Consider the following 15,857-nt stretch of genomic DNA (forward strand, 5'->3'; position numbering starts at 1 on the left):
CGACGCGTTCGTCGTCGAACGACTTCGCGAGGCGGGCGCGGTGATTCTCGCGAAGGCGAACCTGCAGGAACTGTCGTTCGGCGTCGACACCGTGAGTTCGCTCGGCGGCGCGACGCGGAACGCATACGACCTCGGCCGTCGGCCCTCGGGGTCCAGCGGTGGGACGGCCGCGGCCGTCGCCGCCAACCTCGCCACCGTCGGCACCGGGTCCGACACCTGCTCGTCGGTCCGGTCGCCGCCCGCGTTCACGCCCTCGGGCGTCCGGCCGACGCGAGGGCTGGTGAGTCGGACGGGAATCGTCCCGCTGAGCGAGACGCAGGACACCGCGGGTCCCGTCACGAGGACCGTCGAAGACGCCGCGCGGATGCTGGACGCGATGGCCGGCTACGACCCCGAGGACCCGGTCACGGCGACCGGCGCGGACGAGGTTCCGGCGGACGGCTACGTCTCGCACCTCGACCCCGACGGGCTCGACGGGGCGCGAATCGGCGTCGCCCGGGAGTTCTTCGGCGTCCACGACGAGACCAGCGCGTCCGAAGCCGACGCCGCGGCCGTGACGGCCGTCGTCGACGACGCCATCGAGGCGATGGCCGCGGCCGGCGCGACGGTAGTCGACCCGGTGGACGTCGTCGACGCGGACGCCCTCGGGAGCGCTCGCGTCATCCCGCACGAGTTCGCTCGCGACTTCGACCGCTACCTCGCGCGCCTCGGCGACGCGGCACCGCACGACTCGCTGGCCGCCGTCTACGAGACGGGGACGATTACGCCCTCGGTCGAGTCGCGGTTCGAAGCCGCGGGCATCCTCGACGTCGACGCCGACACGCTGGAGGAGGACGCCGACTACCTCCGGCGACTCCGACGGCGGACGGAACTCCGGGAGGCGGTCCTCGCCCGGATGTTCGAGGCCGACCTGGACGCGTTGCTGTACCCGCCGTCGCGCGTCCCCCCGGTAGAGATTCCGGAGCACCAGCCGTTCTCGGAGATGAACTGCGAACTCGCCGCCCACACGGGACTGCCCGCGATGGTGCTGCCGGCCGGCTTCACGGACGACGGACTCCCGGTCGGCGTCGAACTGCTCGGACGGCGGTTCGCCGAACCGCGACTGTTCGAGTTGGGCTACGGGTTCGAGCGCGCGACCGACCCCCGAACGCCGCCGGAGCGGTTCGGCCCGCTGGACGGAGCGTAGGGCGCACGAGACGTGCCAACACACCGGCGACAAGATTCTTCCATTCGGCGAGAGGAGAAACAAACACTCAGAACGCATGTCTACACACGACTCCCTCCACGACCGAATCGAAGCGGTCTCGGCCACCGAAGCGGACGGCGAACAACTCGTCACCGTCGCGGTGCCGCCCGGCGAGTCGATGCAGGCGATGCAGCGACGCGTCGAATCGGAACACGCCGAGGCGGAGTACCTCGACGTCCGCGAGGAGGTCCGACGACCCCTCGAACGGGCGCTGGAGGAGACGCGGCGGATCCTCCACGACTACGAGGAGACGCCCGAGAACGGGTTCGCCGCCTACGTCGGCGTCTCGGACACCGACCTCGTCCAGTACGTCTTCGACGACCTGCCGGCACCCGTCTCCGAGTCGGCGTACGGGCACGCCAACGAGTTCGACACGGACCCGCTGGAACCCGCGACGGAGCGAACCGACACCCACGGCCTCCTGGTCGTCGCTCGCGAGAGCGCGGCGTTCGGGCGGTACGACGGCGAGACCATCACCCACGTCGACACCGTCGAGAGCGACGTGCCGAGCAAGCAGGCGGCCGAGGGGCGGAACGAGAACCGCTTCGAGGGCCGAAGCGAGGAGCGGACCGAGGAGTTCTTCGACGAAATCGGCTCGGCGGCCGCGCGCGTCTTCCTCGACGACGCGCCCGTCGAGGGTGCCGACGAGGCGAGTCCCGACGCCGAGTTCGAGGCATCGGGGCTCCTCCTGGGCGGCAGCGACGTCGTCGTCGAGCAGTTCCGGGACGGCGACCACCTGCCCGAACCGGTCGGGGACGCCGTCACCGGGTCGTTCGAGGTGGAGTACGCCTCCGAACAGGGTCTCAGACAACTCGTCGACGCGGCCGAGTCGGCGGGCGAACTCGGCACGACCGACGCTCGGGAGACGCTCGACCGGTTGTTCGACGCGCTCGACGACGACGAGACGCCCGTCGCGACGGGCCGCGAGGACGTCGAGGAAGCGCTCGAACTGGAGGCCGTCGAGACGCTGCTCGTCGCGGACTCGCTCCCCGAGGCGGAGGTGCAGTCGCTGGTCGAACGCGCCGAACAGCAGGGCGGCGAGAGCGTCGTCGCCCCGACGGGACTCGACCGGACCGACCGACTCGAAGCGGCGTTCGACGGCGTCGGCGCGCTACTCCGGTTCCCCGTCGAGTGAGGACGACGGGTCGCGTCCGGTCGCTGACGGGCGAACCCGGCGTACCCCGGACTTATCCGCTCCGAGGGAGAACTCCGACCGACGGCCGTCTCCCTCACGCATGAAGGACTTTCCCGCACTCCCGCCGCTCTCCGACGCCCCCGACGAACTGCTCGCCAGCGGCCACCTGTGGATTCTCGAACTCGTGGACGGGGCGTGGTTCCGCTTCGGTCTCGACGACGACGGAATCGTCCGGTTCGGCGACGAGCGACGGGTGTACGGCGACCCCGATTCCGTCCCCGAGTCGTACCGACACGCCGTCAGGCACGTCCGCGAGAACGTCGGCAGGGACGCGCTCCGAGCGGCCGTCCCGAACGTCGAGGACGTCGTCTTCTTCGGCGTGGCCACCACGCGACGGTCGATAGCGTACGACTGGACGCGGACGCCGTCGTTCCTCGGGTACGACGTCTGGTCGGCCGACGCGGGGGAGTTCCGGCCGCCCGACGCCGCCGAGCAGATTTTCGACCGGCTGGGGCTCCACCCGGTCAACGCGTTCGAGAAGGAGCGGAACACGCGCGATTTCGACCCCGACGGCTACGAAGTCCCGGACTCGGCGTGGTACGACGGGCCGGCCAAGGGCGTCGTCGTCCGGAACAAACGGGGCAAGGGAGGTCAGCGCGCGACGCTCAGACACCCCGACTTTCGCGAGAAAACGGCCGTCAAACCGGTCGAGGGTGACGCCGACGGCGTCGCAGCGGAACTCGTTCCCCGGAGACGGTTCGAGCGTATCGCGGCGGAACTCGAGGCGCGGGGGCGACCGGTCACGGTCGATTCGGTGTACGAACGCGCCCTCGAAGCGGCCTTCAGGGAGTCGCACGCGCGACTGCACCACCACGAGAGCGACGTGGACCCGGCGGCGTTCCGGTCGGCCGTCGCCGCCCGAACTCGGGCGTTCCTCCAGCGGCGCGGGTAGGCTATCCTTTATTCGACGGTGGGGAGTACAACCGAACATGGAGACGCGCACACTCGGCGGGACGGGCCACGACAGCACGATAGCGACGTTCGGCACCATCGCGCTCAACTGGCTCGAACAGGAGGGGGCGAACCAGATGGTCGAACACGTCCTCGACCACGGCGTGAACCACTTCGACGTAGCGCCGACGTACGGCGACGCCGAACTCAAACTCGGACCGAAACTCCGACAGCACCGCGAGGACGTCTTCCTCGGCTGCAAGACGCAGGAACGCGACTACGACGGCGCGAGACGGAAGCTCGAACGGTCGCTGAACCGCCTCGGCGTGGAGAAAATCGACCTCTACCAGGTCCACGGGCTGGAGTACGAGGAGGAACTCGACGCGATTACGGCCGACGACGGCGCGCTGGCGGCGTTCCGCGACGCCAAGGAAGAGGGGCTCGTAGACCACGTCGGCCTGACGAGTCACGGGTCGCCCCAACTGATTCTCGACGCCATCGACCGAATCGACGACCTCGAATCGCTGATGTTCCCGCTGAACCCCGTCGTCGTCGGGAAGGACGGCGACGAGTACGACTACGAACGTGTCCTCGAACGCTGCGAGGAGGAGGACATCGGCACGCTCTGCATCAAGGCGTTCGCCAAGGGGTCGTGGCCGTCCGCCGACGAACTGCCGGAGACGGACCGACCGTTCGCGAACTGGTACGAACCGGTCAGCCGCCCCGACGAGATTCGCGAGCGATTCGACTTCGCGGCCGCGCAGGGCGTCACGAGCGTCGTCTCCCCGGGCGACCCGAAACTCGTCTCGATGGTGCTCGATGCCGCCGCCCGGTACGACGGCATGGACGACGCCGCGCAACGCTCGCTGGTCGAACGGCTCCGCCACGAGGGGAGTCCGGTGCCCGAGCAGCTACACCACTGAGCGGAGCGTGAAGGGTGGGTCGAACGCACCGGCCGTCGTCTCGCGCCCGAACCTCGGACGCCGCGTCGTCGTGAGCGGCGACTGTCGGCGGGAGTCGACGCGCGACGGCGACGACGCGTCCCTCCGGCGTGTCAGTCCGCACCCTCGGACCGACGGAACCGCCGGTGTAGTCGGTCCACCGCGACGACGGCGGCGGCGGCGAGGAGCCAGAGTGCGGGGACGGCGCCGAGGAGCACTACCCAGTGCGGAACCGGCGTCCGCACCGCGCCGTGCAAGGGGACGGTCGCGGGGTGGACGGCCGCCGAGAGGAGGACCGGGGACGGGGCGAGCAGTGTGGAGACGGCCGACAGTAGGACGCCCGGCGGAGCGACGGCCGTCGAGGGGTGGTGTTGGTCGCCTGGCATCGGTCCGTCTCGGTCGTGATTCGGCGTCGAGGGGCGGCGCATTCAGGTCGATTCGGCCGTCTCTCCCGACGCGTCGCGCGTCCCGGTACGATAGACGTAGTACCCGGCGGCGACGAGCAGGAGGCTGACCACGGCCCAGTGCGGGTTGTACCGTCCGCCCGCGGACAGGGGCTGGTGGAGCCCCAACAGCATGTGGTCCACGACGACGTCGTACAGGTCGAACGTCCCGAGACCCATCACCGCCGCGCCCGCGACGGGGCGAATCGCCAACGGCGCGTCGGCCCGGCGTTCGGACTGCCACAGGAGTCCGCCGCCGACGCACGTGATGACGAGCATCGCGAGCGAGAACGCGCCGTCCGCGAAAATGTTCGTCCGCAGGCCGGAGAGGGTGTTCGTCGGATAGATACCCGAGACGAGGTGGTGCCACTGGAGGACGTGGTGCAACACGAGTACGTCGACGAGGCCGCTGAACCCGAAGCCGAAGACGCCCGCCGCCACGAGGGCCCGAAGGGTCACGCCGTCGGACGCGGCGCGGCCGCCCGAACAGAGCAGCGACTCGTGTTTCGAACTGTCGCTCATCGGCGCTCGGTTCGGGGCGGACGGTCGAAAGGGCGTGACCTGCACACGCCAGTCGCATAAGTACCGGCCGGTTCGAGCGGTCGGGTCGGGCGGCCGTCGGAGGGTCGGCCGTCGCCGGGACGGCCGGGACCGCGGCGAGAGAGCGGGGGACGACGGCGGGAGGGAACGCCCTCGCTCCGACCCGTCAGCGACGCTCGAAGCGGTACGTCAGCACCTCGCTCCCGTCGTCCCACTCGAAGTCGCCCGGGTGGACGCGTTTCATGCGCCGTTTGTACGCCTCGAGCGACTCCGAGCCCTCGCGTCGGGCGTCGGCGTCGGTGAAGTCGCCGAGCGTTCGTCGTTCCACGCTGACGACGGCGAACGTCTCGCCGTCGACTTCGAACGTGTCGCCCTCCTCCGCGTACCGGTTACTCGCCCCGCGGGTGAGTTGCGTCACGTCGCCGTCCAGAACCGACTGCTGGACGCGGTCGTTCGGGAGCAGGTCGTCGGCGTCGATTGCTGCCATGCGCGGCCGTTGGGGCGCCCGAATCAAAAGTCTCTCTCACTCGTCGGGCGCCTGTCGGAGGCGGATTTCGCCAGTTCTCGACCCGCAAGAACGTATGAAAGTGTTCTTACCGTCTGAACGCAGACCTTCGAACGAACCCGATGTACGACGATATCCTGCTGCCCACGGATGGGACCGACTCGATGGAACCCGTCTACGCGCACACTATCGACCTCGCGCGGAAGCACGACGCGACCGTCCACGTCCTCTACGTCGTCGACGACCGCGCGTTCATCACGCTGGCGTCCGACCTCGTCGACGACGTGGTCGGCGAACTCGAAGGGAAGGGGAAGGAGGCGACGACCGCAGCGCTCGACCGACTCGAAGCCGAGGGCGTCGAGGCCACCTCCGTCCTGCGACGCGGCAACCCCGCCGAAGAGATCATCGACTACATCGAGACGGCCGGCGTCGACGTCGTGACCATGGGGACCCACGGGTCGAACTATCAGGAGAACATGGTCGGGAGCGTCTCGGCCCGCGTCGTCGCCGACGCGCCCGTCCCCGTGTTGACGGTGAACGTCAACGGCGACGACTGAGGGGCCTGTCCCTCGCTCGCGGGACACCGTTCGAACTATGTCGTCCGAACGCGTCCGCCGTCGCATGGACGTCCCGCGGACGGTTCGGGCCGCACTCGCGGACCGCCCCGTGGAGGGAGCCGTCTGCCTCGAAGCCGGGGCCGGCGTCGGCAACACCACCTGTGGGCTCCTCGACGCGGGCGCCGAACGCGTCTACGCGGTCACGAACGACCCCGAACACGCGCGTCTCGTCCGTGACCGCCTCGGAACCAACCAGCAGTCGCGGGCGAGCGTTCTGGAGGCGGACGTTCGCGCCCTTCCCCTCCCGACCGATTCGGTCGAACTCGTCACCGCACACGGACTGTTCAACCTCGTCGCACCCGCCGAACTGGAGGCCATCGTCGCCGAGGTGACCCGCGTGGCGTCGCCGGGGAGTCACCTCGTCGTCGACGACTACGAACCCCTCCCCGAGGACGCCGAGATGCGACGGCTGTTCGCACTGGAGAACGCGGCGACGGAGGCCGCCGACGGCCGGCCCGCGGTGACGTTCTACCCGGCCGACGTTCTCCGGCGTCTGTTCGTCGGAAGCGGGTGGACGTTCGACCGACGGGCGACGCTGTTGGACCCGGTTCCGTGGACCGAGAGCCACGTCCGGGCGCACGTCGGCGTCGCCCGACGTGCCGCAGAGCGGATAGACGGGGAGGTGGGAACGGGGTTGGCGACGGCGGCGGAGCGGACGGGCGCGGAAATCAGGTCGGAGTCGGCGGGCGAGATGTACAGTCTCGCCTTCCGGTCGTCGGGCGGTTCGTCGCGGACTCGGCAGTCAGAGGGGGACGGGGCGGAGAACGCGTCGGGACGGCGCGACGGGCGGTAGCGGTCCGGAGTTCGATAGTCCGACGCCTACGCCTCCGGCGTCTGTTCGACTTCTTTCCCCTGTAACCGCCGTTCCGCCTCGTCTCTGTCCTCCGGGTAGCCGACGTCGATGCGCCAGCCGTCGAGGCCGATCGCGTCGATGGTTCGACCGCTGCGAATCAGGAGGTCGATGGCCTCGCTTATCTCGTACTCGCCGCGGTTGGAGGGTTGGACGAGGTGGCAGGCGTGGAAGATGGCGGGCGAGAACGTGTAGAACCCCGTCATCACGAGGTTCGACGGCGGGTCGTCGGGTTTCTCGATGACGTCCGTAATCTCGCCGTAGGCGTTGGTGTCGCAGACGCCGTAGCGACTGGCCTCCTCGTACGGCACCTCCTCGACCAGGAACGCGGCGTCCGCGCGGTCCTCTCGCTGGCGCTTGACCACGTCCGCGAGGTTCGCGTCGAAGATGTTGTCGCCGAGGATGAGCATGAAGTCGTCGTCGATGTGCTCCTCGACGCTGAGCAACGCGTGAGCGAGGCCCTTCTGTTCGCGCTGGTGCGCGTAGGTTATCGGGGTCCCCTCGTACTCGTCGCCGTAGTGTTCGATTATCCGCTCCTTCAGGTAGCCGACGACGACGACCAACTCGTCGGCGCCCAACTCGGTGAGTTTGTCGAAGCAGTGCGTCAGGATGGGTTCACCGTCCACCTCGACCATCCCCTTCGGTTTGTCTTCGGTGAGCGGACGAAGTCGGGTTCCCTTCCCTGCGGCGAGTACGACTGCTTTCATCAGTGAGGTGCCACGTCGCTGCGAAGTATTGTTATCCTCTCACTACCGCTCTGCCGTCCGCGCCGAGGCGAGTCTTAGGGCGTTGCAAAGTTCCGAGAGCCGACCGATACGAAGTGTTTCGTCGTGTTAGGCGACGAATAGCCGCCGACGTGACGGGGATTGTCGCCGTCATCGAGGGGCGAACGAGACGGCCGAACGGACCATCGGATACCGTTGGTCGACCACCGTCGGCGCCGGAGGTGGACGGAGACGTGTCATCAGTTCTATCAGTGAGCCGCCCGAGTTCGAAGTCGAACGGTGATGTTGTCACGATGATGCCGTGGGGTCACCTGGCCGTCGGCTACCTCGTCTACACGGTGGCGACGAGGATACGACACCGGAGGGCACCGCGGGAGTTACCGGTGCTCGCACTCGCCGTGGGGACGCAGTTGCCGGACCTGGTCGACAAACCGCTCAACTGGTGGTTCGGCGTCTTCGACGGGCGAGCCATCGGTCACTCGCTGTTCGTGGCCGTGTTCGTCTGCGCCGTCGCGTTCGCCGTCGCGCGACGATTCGGCGGGGCGTCGGTCGTATCCGCGTTCGCCGTCGGCGTGTTCACCCACCTGCTCGGCGACGCTGTCGGCCCGCTCTACTCGGGTGACTATCACCTCGCGGCGTTCGTCCTGTGGCCGTTGTTTCCGGCGCCGACGTATCCGAAGGACAGTCCGCTCGACCACCTCCGGCAGTGGGCCGTCGAGATGCAGTCCATCGCACAGTCGCCGAGCACGCTGGTGGGAAGCCAGTTCGGCCTCCAACTCCTCCTGTTCGCCGTGCTGGCCTCCGTCTGGGCTGCGGACGGATTTCCTGGGATTAGAGCCGTCTGGAAGCAGTTCGTCGATAGATGACCAGAGTCAGTACATAGATAGCAGATTCCACCATCTTCGCCCCTATTCGGGGTGTTTAGTCGCATATTCGAAAATAAGGTTCCAGACTTTGACTGCGAAAACCGAAAATAGAATCTATATCGCTACATCGACGGCTATGCGACCGTCGGCGTGGATACTCACGCGAAGTCGGAGGAGGCGAACCGGTCGCCGTTCGGTCGTCGCCCCGCCGACACCCACAACACTGTTACCTTGTGGCACGAACCGGGCGGCGTATGCGCCCCGACTGGAACAGCGACGTCCGCGTCACCACGGACTACGCGTACCGCGGACTCGACGCCGTCCTCTTGGAGAACAGTCACCTGCGCGTCGTCGTCCTCGCCGAGAAGGGCGGCGACGTCGTCTCGTTCCGCGACAAGCGAACCGACGTGGACGTACTGTGGCACGCGCCGCACAACTGGAGTGCGCCGGCGGACCGGTACCTCCCGTCGGACGCGAACTCGACGTGGAACGACCACTACCCGGGCGGGTGGCAGACGAACCTGCCGAACGCCGGCGGCGGGCACGACATCGCCGGCAGCGAGTACGGCCTGCACGGCGAGAGCGCGTTGCTGCCGTGGGACGCGACGGTCACCCGCGCCGACGGCGACGCCGTGACCGTCCGCCTCGACGTCGAACTCGTGCGCTACCCGTTCACCGTCGAGCGAGAACTGACGATGCGGGCCGGCGAGTCGCGACTCCGAGTGGAGGAGCGCGTGACGAACGAAGGCGGCGTCGAACTCGACTACGTGTGGCAACAGCACCTCGCCCTCGGCCGCCCGTTGCTCGGGCCGGAGGCCCGATTGGACGTGCCGGCGCGGCGAGGCGTCGTCGAGGAGTACAGCGACGCGTACCCGAACAGGCGACTGGAGAGCGGAGCGGCGTTCGACTGGCCGGACGCGCCCGCGGACGACGGCGGCGAAGTCGACCTCTCGGCGGACTTCCCCGACGCAGACGCCGAGATTCACGACTTGGCGTACGCAGTGGACCTCGAAGACGGCTGGTACGCGCTCACGAATCCGGACGTGGACCTCGGGTTCGCCCTCCGCTTCCCGACTGACCCGTTCGAGACGCTGTGGTACTGGCAGCCGTTCGGCGGGTACGAGGAGGCGCCGTTCTGGAACCGCACGTACAACGTCGGTCTCGAACCGACCACCGCCTACCCCGGCGACACGGACGGCCAGCGAGCGACGGGGACGGTGAAGACGCTGTCTCCGGGCGAGACGGTGTCGGCCGAGTTCGTCGCAACGACGTACGGCGGCCTCTCGTCGGTCGAATCCGTCACGCCCGACGGCGAGGTGCGCGGGACCGAACGCGGCGACGACACGGCGGGAGACGGCGCGGCGAGAGACGGAACGAGAGGAGACGGAATGAGAGGAGACGGCACGAGGGACGACGACGCGGCGTAGGCCGGCGCGCGGCGGGAGGTGCGAGAGACCCACGTTTCTTAACCTCCGGCCGCGCACGTCCCGGTAGTCATGGACGAGGAAACCACCGTCTACGACGAGTTGGGCGTCCCGCGCGTGGTCAACGCCGCCGGGACGAAGACGCGCATCGGCGGGAGTCTCATCCGACCGGAGGCTGTCGAGGCGATGAGCCGGGCTGCCGAGTCGTTCGTGCGACTCTCGGACCTGCAGGTGCGCGCGGGCGAACTCGTCTCCGAGGTGACGGGCGCGGAGGCGGGGTACGTCGGTAGCGGCGCGGCGGCGTGTATGACGCTGGCCGCGGCGGCCGCAATCGCCGGCGACGACCTGGGGGCGATGTCCCGCCTGCCCGACACGGAGGGCGTCCCGAGCGAGATAGTGATGCCGCGAACCCACCGCAACGGCTACGACCACGCGTTCCGCGCCGCGGGCGCGACCATCGTCGACGTCGGCAACAACGACAACTACCTCGGGACGGGGTCGAACGGCACCGAACCGTGGGAACTGGCCGAGGCAATCACCGAGGAGACGGCCGCCGTCGGCTACATGGAGAAGGCGTTCAGCGCGCCGTCGCTGGAGACGGTGGTCGACGTCGCGCACGACCACGACGTGCTGGTCATCGTGGACGCTGCCGCCGAGGTGCCGCCGCGGGAGAACCTCTCGGCGTTCGTCGAGGCGGGCGCGGACATGGTCGTCTTCAGCGGCGGGAAAGCCATCCGCGGCCCGCAGACGACGGGCATCCTCGCGGGGAAGCGCGAGTACGTCCGCTCGGCCGCACTCCAGCATCTGGACATGCACGTCGCCGAGTCCGTCTGGGACCCCCCGAGCGAACTGTTCGACAAGGAGTCGCTCGCCGGCGTCCCCCGGCAGGGCATCGGACGGACGCTGAAGGTGGGCAAGGAGGAACTCGTCGGACTCATCGCGGCGTTGGAGGCGTTCGTCGAGGAGGACCAGGCGGCCCTCGACGCCGAGTGGGAGCGCCGACTCGACGTCGTCGCCGACGAACTCGCGGACTGCGAGGGGCTCTCGCTGCGACGGGAACCGGGCGGGAAACTGATGGTCGCGCCCGAACTCCGGGTCGAGGTCCACGCCGACGCCGCCGGTGTCGACGCGGTGGAACTGGTGGGGTCGCTCCGAAAAGAGGACCCGCGAATCTTCGTCGGGTCCGACGAGTTACAGGACGACCTGTTCGCCGTCAACCCGATGTGTCTCGACGACGAGGAGGCTGCGTACGTCGCCGAGCGAATCCGAAGCTACCTCTGAGCCTCACTCCGCCGAGGCGACGACTTCTATCTCGACGCCGATGTCTATCGGTAGGTCGGCGACTTCGACGGCGCTCCGCGCCGGGTACGGCTTCGAGACGTACTCCTCGTACACCTCGTTGACGGCGTCGTAGTCCGACATGTCCGTGACGAACACCGTCGTCTTCACGACGCCGTCGAGCGAACTGCCGCCCGCTTCGAGGACGGCCGCGACGTTTTCGAGCGTCCGCGCGGTCTGCTCGCGAATGTCCTCGCTCACCACGTCGCCGGAGTCCGGGTCGACCGGACCCTGTCCGGAGACGAAGATGCGGTCGCCGTCCCTGATTCCCTGCGAGAAGGGGCCGATGCTGGCGGGTGCTGCGTCGGTCTGAATCTCTTCCATGCGTCGTCCGTGTCGTGTACGGCGGCGGGCTTAGTCGTTACTCCCGCGCGCCCGCGACCGGTCCGCGAGAGTACGGCGGGGGAACGACTTTGTGAGTGGCACGCGTCTCGCCGGTGAGATGGTCCGCCCAGCGATTCAGCTGTACACGCTCAGAGGACTCGACGCGTCGCTGACGGAGACGCTGCACCGCGTCGCCGACACCGCCTACGAGGGCGTCGAGTTCGCCGGCCTCGGCGAGCAGACGCCCGAAGCGGTCGCCGACGCACTCGCCGAAACCGGGCTCGAAGCCGTCGGCGCGCACGTCTCCCTCGAAACGCTCCGGACGGAGTACGACGAGACGGTCGAGGCCTACCGGACCGTCGGCTGCGAGCGCATCGTCGTCCCGACGTACGGCGAGGAGGGGTTCGCGTCGGTGGCCGCGGTTGAGGCGACGGCCGAGGAACTCTCCTCGCTCGCCGACCGACTCCGCGAGGACGGCTTCGAGGCGCACTACCACAACCACGCCTACGAGTTCGCCGCCGTGGACGGCGGGAGCGAGACGGCGTACGACGCGTTCGCGGCGCGGACCGACGACCGACTGGGACTGGAGTTCGACGTGGGACTGGCGCGGCACGGCGGCGTCGACCCGACGGCGTATCTCGACCGCTACGCCGACCGCATCTCGCTGGTCCACCTGACCGATACGGTCCCCGGCAACGACGACACCCTGCACGTCGAACTCGGCGAGGGAGTGGTGGACCTCCCGGCGTGCGCCCGGGCGGCCGTCGACGCCGACGCGGCGTGGGTCGTCCACGAGAACGGGTTGACGACCGACCCGGCGGCGACGCTCGCGTCGAGCACGGACCGGGTGGCGGCGCTCCTCGACGAGACCTGAGTCGCCGCGGCGCGACTGGCGGACGAGCGTCGCCGGTGGGGAGGCCGTCGGTGACGCCAACCCCGTCGCAGTCTCCCGATACGGTCCGCCGTTCTGCGACGCCGGAGACGCGACAGGTCACAATGCTTATCAGAGGCGATACGGTACAGATTCGCATGGAAGGCATCGTCGTGGTCGGGCACGATGCGGCGGTGCAAGCGCACGCTACGCGCTACGCGCGATTCGACGGCGCGGCCGTCAGGGGCGTCGTCACCGGAGGCGACTCGGACCAGACGGTCGACGGACCGCGGTACGAGTCGGTCGCGGACGCTCTCGCGGAGACGGACGTCGACGGCGTCGACGTCTGCGGTCCCGGGTTCGCGCACCCGGCGCCCTGACGGGCGCACTCGACGCCGGAGTGCCGGTCCGGTGCGACCCGCCGTTCGCGCTCTCGGAGTCGCGGTTCGACGACGTCGTCTCGCTCGCGTCGGACGGGGACGGGTGGGTGGCGGCGCACTCGCCGCACCGGTTCTCCCGACTGTACGAACAACTTCGCTCGGCCGTCGAGACGGGCAGCATCGGCGACGTCGGCGTGGCGCGAGTCAAACGGACCGCGCCGTTCGACGCCGGCGACTGGAACGCGTCGTACGACGCGTCCGCGCCGTCGAGTCGTTCGAGGACGCCCTCTGCGCCGTCGTCGCACACGACGTCGACGTGTTCGAGTGGACGTTCGGTTCGGTCGAGCGAGCGTTCGCGCGGGCCCGCGAGGGTGACCGCTGCGACCACGTTCACGCCGTCCTCGCGTTCCGAGAGGGCGGGCGCGGCACCGTCGAGACGACGTGGTATGCCGACTCGCCCCCGGCGCCGCGAGTCGAAGTGGAGTACAGCGGGTCGCACGGCCGACTCGACTTCGACGACAGCGACGTCTCCTCGACGTTGCACGCGGCCGGGACGCCGGTCGACGTGGACCCACCGGAGGACGACTGCCGGGGACGCTGCCTGCACCAGTTCGTCGAGTCCCTCCGCGGCGGTGACAGACCCCCTGCCGGCGTCGAACCGATGGGACCGTCGCGAGTCGCCGTCGCGATGCGGCAGTCCATCGCGGCGGGTGAACCGCGGACCCTCGCGGAGGCGTCGCGATGACCGTCCGCGTCGGCATCTGTTCGACGGCGCACGTCAACGCCGAGGTGTACGCGGCGCTCCTGGCGAAACTCCCCGACGTGGACCTCGTCGGCGTCTCCGAGCAGACCAGAGAGCGGGCGCACAAGCTGGCGGGGACGGTCGGTACCGCGGCGATGACGCACCGCGAACTCGTCCGCGCCGCAGACGGCGTCGTCGTCTGCTCGCCGACGGCCGTCCACGAGGAACTGGTGGACCTCGCGCTCCGCCACGACGTGGCCGTCCTCTGCGAGAAACCGCTCGCGACGTCGCTCTCGACAGCGAAGGCCATACGCGACCGCTGTGCGAAGCGCGACCTGCCGACGGGGATGGCGATGCCGATTCGGCACAGCCGACCGATGGCACGGCTCAAGGAGCGCTACGAGGCGGGGTCAATCGGCGAACTCGTCTCCGTCTCCGGCACCAACCGCGGTCGGATGCCGGGCGGCTGGTTCGTCGACCCCGAACTCGCCGGCGGGGGAGCCGTCGCGGACCACACCGACCACATCGTCGACGTGGTCCGGTGGATAACGAGCGAGGAGGTAGAGGAGGTGTACGCCGAGACCGGAACGCGGTTCTACGAACTGCCGGTCGAGGACGTGAACCTGCTGTCGATGACGCTCTCGAACGGCGCGTCGTTCTTCCTCGACGGGTCGTGGAGTACGCCGCAGAAGAACCCGTTCTGGGGGGACGCGAGCGTCGAACTCGTCGGCACCGAGACGACGCTGTCCGGAGACTGCTTCGGCCGACGGTACACGCACGTCAGCGACACGAGCAAGGACCGGAGCAACGAGTCGATATTCTGGGGCGCGGACCCGAACAACGCGCTGTTGCGCGAGTTCGTCGCGGCGATTCGCGGCGAGGCGACCCCGGCCACGTCCATGGACGACGCGGTCCGGACCGCCGCCGTCATCGCCGCGGCGTACGAGTCCGCGGAACGCGGCGAACCGGTCGAAGTGACGTACTGACTCTCCGTTCTCCGCGCGTCGACGGGCGGTTCGACTCAGTTGGACGGCGCGGTGAGTTCCGACTTCTCGACGGCGACCGGTTCGGTCTCGGCTATCGACTCGTAGGCGGCTTCGACCACGGCGACGTCCTCGACGGCGTCCGCCCCCGTCTTCGACGGCGGGCGGTCCTCCGCGACGGCCTCCACGAAGTCGTCGACGAGTCCCTCGTCGGGGTTCGACCCCCAGTAGAGCGACTTGATGCCGGGGTCGCCGGCGTCGCGCGTCTGCTTTATCGTCTGGTCGAAGCAGTCGATGGAGACGACGCCCTCGGTACCGACGAGTCGGAGCGTCGCGTCGCCCCAGAAGTCCCACTCGTCGGGTTTGCTCCACGACCCGTCGAGGACGAACTCGGTGCCGTCGGTGAGCGTCATCGACAGCAGGTTCACGTCTTCGACCTCGATGTCGTGGAAGCGCGTGTCCGCCTCCGCGTACACCTCCTCGACCTCCTCGCCGGTTATCCATCGGACCACGTCGAGGAGGTGGACCGAGTGGTCGACGACGGCGCCGCCGCCGGAGGCGTCGCTCTCGACGAACCACCCGCCGGGCATCTTCCCGCGGTTCGTCCCGCGGAGGAACTGCAGGTCGCCCAGCGCGCCGTTGTCCATCGCCGTCTTCGCGTTCAGGACGGGTTGGCTGAAGCGGAGCGGCATCGCCACGCCGAGGTTGACGCCGGCGTCCCGACAGGTCTCGACCATCTCCTCGGCCTCCGCCACCGTCGGCGCGAGGGGTTTCTCGCAGAGGACGTCCGCGCCGGCGTCGGCGGCGCGTTCGACCCAGTCGAGGTGGTCGGCGTTCGTCGAGCAGACGACGACGCCGTCGGCGTCGGCGAGCAACGCGTCGCGTCGCGGTACTCGACGCCGTACTCCGCGGCCTTCGAGCGACCCCGGTCGGCGTCCGCCGCGGCGTCGGTGACGCCGACGAACTCGGCGTCGGG

Annotated in this window: 19 protein-coding genes; 13 read left to right on the forward strand and 6 right to left on the reverse strand. The window is 69.1% G+C overall.

Going from position 1 to position 15,857, the window contains the following annotated elements; genetic code table 11:
• The 4 genes from GJ632_RS05915 to GJ632_RS05930 all read left to right on the forward strand — a co-directional run.
• A partial coding sequence (locus tag GJ632_RS05915) for an amidase family protein (RefSeq protein ID WP_191452391.1) occupies positions 1-1,186 on the forward strand: 1,186 nt, incomplete at its 5' end.
• Between the two features lie 76 nt (positions 1,187-1,262).
• Positions 1,263-2,381, forward strand: coding sequence for a Vms1/Ankzf1 family peptidyl-tRNA hydrolase (locus tag GJ632_RS05920; RefSeq protein WP_191452392.1), 1,119 nt, complete (start codon positions 1,263-1,265; stop codon positions 2,379-2,381).
• A 100-nt stretch (positions 2,382-2,481) separates the two neighbouring features.
• A complete protein-coding gene (locus tag GJ632_RS05925) occupies positions 2,482-3,333 on the forward strand; it encodes an RNA ligase family protein (RefSeq protein ID WP_191452393.1) in 852 nt (283 codons plus the stop codon).
• A 37-nt stretch (positions 3,334-3,370) separates the two neighbouring features.
• The gene (locus tag GJ632_RS05930; RefSeq protein ID WP_191452394.1) at positions 3,371-4,255 is read left to right on the forward strand and encodes an aldo/keto reductase; all 885 of its coding nucleotides are present in this window, start codon (positions 3,371-3,373) and stop codon (positions 4,253-4,255) included.
• Between the two features lie 131 nt (positions 4,256-4,386).
• Here the strand turns inward: GJ632_RS05930 and GJ632_RS05935 are convergent, their stop codons facing one another.
• The 3 genes from GJ632_RS05935 to GJ632_RS05945 form a co-directional block, all read right to left on the reverse strand.
• Positions 4,387-4,659, reverse strand: a complete 273-nt coding sequence (locus tag GJ632_RS05935; RefSeq protein WP_197427903.1) for a hypothetical protein — start codon at positions 4,657-4,659, stop codon at positions 4,387-4,389.
• A 42-nt stretch (positions 4,660-4,701) separates the two neighbouring features.
• Positions 4,702-5,238, reverse strand: a complete 537-nt coding sequence (locus GJ632_RS05940; RefSeq protein ID WP_191452395.1) for a DUF2243 domain-containing protein — start codon at positions 5,236-5,238, stop codon at positions 4,702-4,704.
• A gap of 184 nt (positions 5,239-5,422) precedes the next feature.
• Positions 5,423-5,743 (reverse strand): ASCH domain-containing protein, encoded by a 321-nt coding sequence (locus tag GJ632_RS05945; protein WP_089809804.1) that lies wholly within the window; start codon positions 5,741-5,743, stop codon positions 5,423-5,425.
• A 140-nt stretch (positions 5,744-5,883) separates the two neighbouring features.
• On the opposite strand from GJ632_RS05945, the gene GJ632_RS05950 reads away from it, so the two are divergent.
• Together GJ632_RS05950 and GJ632_RS05955 are read left to right on the forward strand one after the other, a co-directional pair.
• Positions 5,884-6,318, forward strand: a complete 435-nt coding sequence (locus GJ632_RS05950) for a universal stress protein (RefSeq protein WP_191452396.1) — start codon at positions 5,884-5,886, stop codon at positions 6,316-6,318.
• 64 nt (positions 6,319-6,382) lie between these two features.
• Positions 6,383-7,171: a class I SAM-dependent methyltransferase gene (locus GJ632_RS05955; RefSeq protein ID WP_191452397.1), complete on the forward strand. Its 789-nt coding sequence runs from the start codon at positions 6,383-6,385 to the stop codon at positions 7,169-7,171.
• 26 nt (positions 7,172-7,197) lie between these two features.
• Here GJ632_RS05955 and aglF read toward each other — a convergent pair whose 3' ends face one another.
• Positions 7,198-7,935 (reverse strand): UTP--glucose-1-phosphate uridylyltransferase AglF, encoded by a 738-nt coding sequence (gene aglF / locus GJ632_RS05960; RefSeq protein WP_089809800.1) that lies wholly within the window; start codon positions 7,933-7,935, stop codon positions 7,198-7,200.
• Positions 7,936-8,246: 311 nt separating this feature from the next.
• On the opposite strand from aglF, the gene GJ632_RS05965 reads away from it, so the two are divergent.
• The 3 genes from GJ632_RS05965 to GJ632_RS05975 all read left to right on the forward strand — a co-directional run bounded on the left by GJ632_RS05965 (position 8,247) and on the right by GJ632_RS05975 (position 11,524).
• Entirely contained in the window at positions 8,247-8,819 is a 573-nt protein-coding gene (locus GJ632_RS05965; protein WP_191452398.1) for a metal-dependent hydrolase, read from the forward strand.
• Positions 8,820-9,073: 254 nt separating this feature from the next.
• Positions 9,074-10,246, forward strand: a complete 1,173-nt coding sequence (locus GJ632_RS05970) for an aldose 1-epimerase (protein WP_191452399.1) — start codon at positions 9,074-9,076, stop codon at positions 10,244-10,246.
• Between the two features lie 69 nt (positions 10,247-10,315).
• Complete coding sequence (locus GJ632_RS05975) at positions 10,316-11,524, forward strand: aminotransferase class V-fold PLP-dependent enzyme (RefSeq protein ID WP_191452400.1); 1,209 nt, start codon at positions 10,316-10,318, stop codon at positions 11,522-11,524.
• A 3-nt stretch (positions 11,525-11,527) separates the two neighbouring features.
• On the opposite strand, the gene GJ632_RS05980 is transcribed toward GJ632_RS05975, so the two are convergent.
• The gene (locus tag GJ632_RS05980) at positions 11,528-11,905 is read right to left on the reverse strand and encodes a Rid family detoxifying hydrolase (protein ID WP_191452401.1); all 378 of its coding nucleotides are present in this window, start codon (positions 11,903-11,905) and stop codon (positions 11,528-11,530) included.
• Positions 11,906-12,023: 118 nt separating this feature from the next.
• Between GJ632_RS05980 and GJ632_RS05985 the strand changes: the two genes are divergently transcribed.
• The 4 genes from GJ632_RS05985 (at position 12,024) to GJ632_RS06000 (ending at position 14,884) form a co-directional block, all read left to right on the forward strand.
• Positions 12,024-12,779 carry a sugar phosphate isomerase/epimerase gene (locus tag GJ632_RS05985; RefSeq protein WP_191452402.1) on the forward strand — a complete coding sequence of 252 codons (756 nt, stop codon included), beginning with the start codon at positions 12,024-12,026 and terminating at the stop codon, positions 12,777-12,779.
• A gap of 155 nt (positions 12,780-12,934) precedes the next feature.
• Entirely contained in the window at positions 12,935-13,156 is a 222-nt protein-coding gene (locus tag GJ632_RS05990) for a hypothetical protein (protein WP_191452403.1), read from the forward strand.
• A 103-nt stretch (positions 13,157-13,259) separates the two neighbouring features.
• Complete coding sequence (locus GJ632_RS05995) at positions 13,260-13,901, forward strand: hypothetical protein (RefSeq protein ID WP_191452404.1); 642 nt, start codon at positions 13,260-13,262, stop codon at positions 13,899-13,901.
• Entirely contained in the window at positions 13,898-14,884 is a 987-nt protein-coding gene (locus GJ632_RS06000) for a Gfo/Idh/MocA family protein (RefSeq protein ID WP_191452405.1), read from the forward strand. Before GJ632_RS05995 ends, GJ632_RS06000 begins: the two co-directional genes overlap by 4 nt.
• Positions 14,885-14,919: 35 nt before the next feature.
• Here GJ632_RS06000 and GJ632_RS06005 read toward each other — a convergent pair whose 3' ends face one another.
• Positions 14,920-15,756 (reverse strand): Gfo/Idh/MocA family protein, encoded by an 837-nt coding sequence (locus GJ632_RS06005; protein ID WP_231751366.1) that lies wholly within the window; start codon positions 15,754-15,756, stop codon positions 14,920-14,922.
• Positions 15,757-15,857 lie beyond the last annotated feature (101 nt).

Origin of the sequence: Halogeometricum sp. CBA1124, assembly GCF_009741955.1 — an archaeon.
Taxonomy (GTDB): domain Archaea; phylum Halobacteriota; class Halobacteria; order Halobacteriales; family Haloferacaceae; genus Halogeometricum; species Halogeometricum rufum.

What these genes read in the sequence shown, in the direction of transcription:
- GJ632_RS05925 (WP_191452393.1), top strand. Translation starts at nt 2,482, where the DNA reads ATGAAGGACTTTCCCGCACTCCCGCCGCTCTCCGACGCCCCCGACGAA.
- GJ632_RS05940 (WP_191452395.1), bottom strand. Translation starts at nt 5,238, where the DNA reads ATGAGCGACAGTTCGAAACACGAGTCGCTGCTCTGTTCGGGCGGCCGC.
- GJ632_RS05990 (WP_191452403.1), top strand. Translation starts at nt 12,935, where the DNA reads ATGGAAGGCATCGTCGTGGTCGGGCACGATGCGGCGGTGCAAGCGCAC.
- GJ632_RS05965 (WP_191452398.1), top strand. Translation starts at nt 8,247, where the DNA reads ATGATGCCGTGGGGTCACCTGGCCGTCGGCTACCTCGTCTACACGGTG.
- GJ632_RS05950 (WP_191452396.1), top strand. Translation starts at nt 5,884, where the DNA reads ATGTACGACGATATCCTGCTGCCCACGGATGGGACCGACTCGATGGAA.
- GJ632_RS05935 (WP_197427903.1), bottom strand. Translation starts at nt 4,659, where the DNA reads ATGCCAGGCGACCAACACCACCCCTCGACGGCCGTCGCTCCGCCGGGC.
- GJ632_RS05970 (WP_191452399.1), top strand. Translation starts at nt 9,074, where the DNA reads ATGCGCCCCGACTGGAACAGCGACGTCCGCGTCACCACGGACTACGCG.
- GJ632_RS05920 (WP_191452392.1), top strand. Translation starts at nt 1,263, where the DNA reads ATGTCTACACACGACTCCCTCCACGACCGAATCGAAGCGGTCTCGGCC.
- GJ632_RS05985 (WP_191452402.1), top strand. Translation starts at nt 12,024, where the DNA reads ATGGTCCGCCCAGCGATTCAGCTGTACACGCTCAGAGGACTCGACGCG.
- GJ632_RS05930 (WP_191452394.1), top strand. Translation starts at nt 3,371, where the DNA reads ATGGAGACGCGCACACTCGGCGGGACGGGCCACGACAGCACGATAGCG.
- GJ632_RS06000 (WP_191452405.1), top strand. Translation starts at nt 13,898, where the DNA reads ATGACCGTCCGCGTCGGCATCTGTTCGACGGCGCACGTCAACGCCGAG.
- GJ632_RS05955 (WP_191452397.1), top strand. Translation starts at nt 6,383, where the DNA reads ATGGACGTCCCGCGGACGGTTCGGGCCGCACTCGCGGACCGCCCCGTG.
- GJ632_RS05975 (WP_191452400.1), top strand. Translation starts at nt 10,316, where the DNA reads ATGGACGAGGAAACCACCGTCTACGACGAGTTGGGCGTCCCGCGCGTG.
- GJ632_RS05980 (WP_191452401.1), bottom strand. Translation starts at nt 11,905, where the DNA reads ATGGAAGAGATTCAGACCGACGCAGCACCCGCCAGCATCGGCCCCTTC.
- GJ632_RS05945 (WP_089809804.1), bottom strand. Translation starts at nt 5,743, where the DNA reads ATGGCAGCAATCGACGCCGACGACCTGCTCCCGAACGACCGCGTCCAG.
- aglF (WP_089809800.1), bottom strand. Translation starts at nt 7,935, where the DNA reads ATGAAAGCAGTCGTACTCGCCGCAGGGAAGGGAACCCGACTTCGTCCG.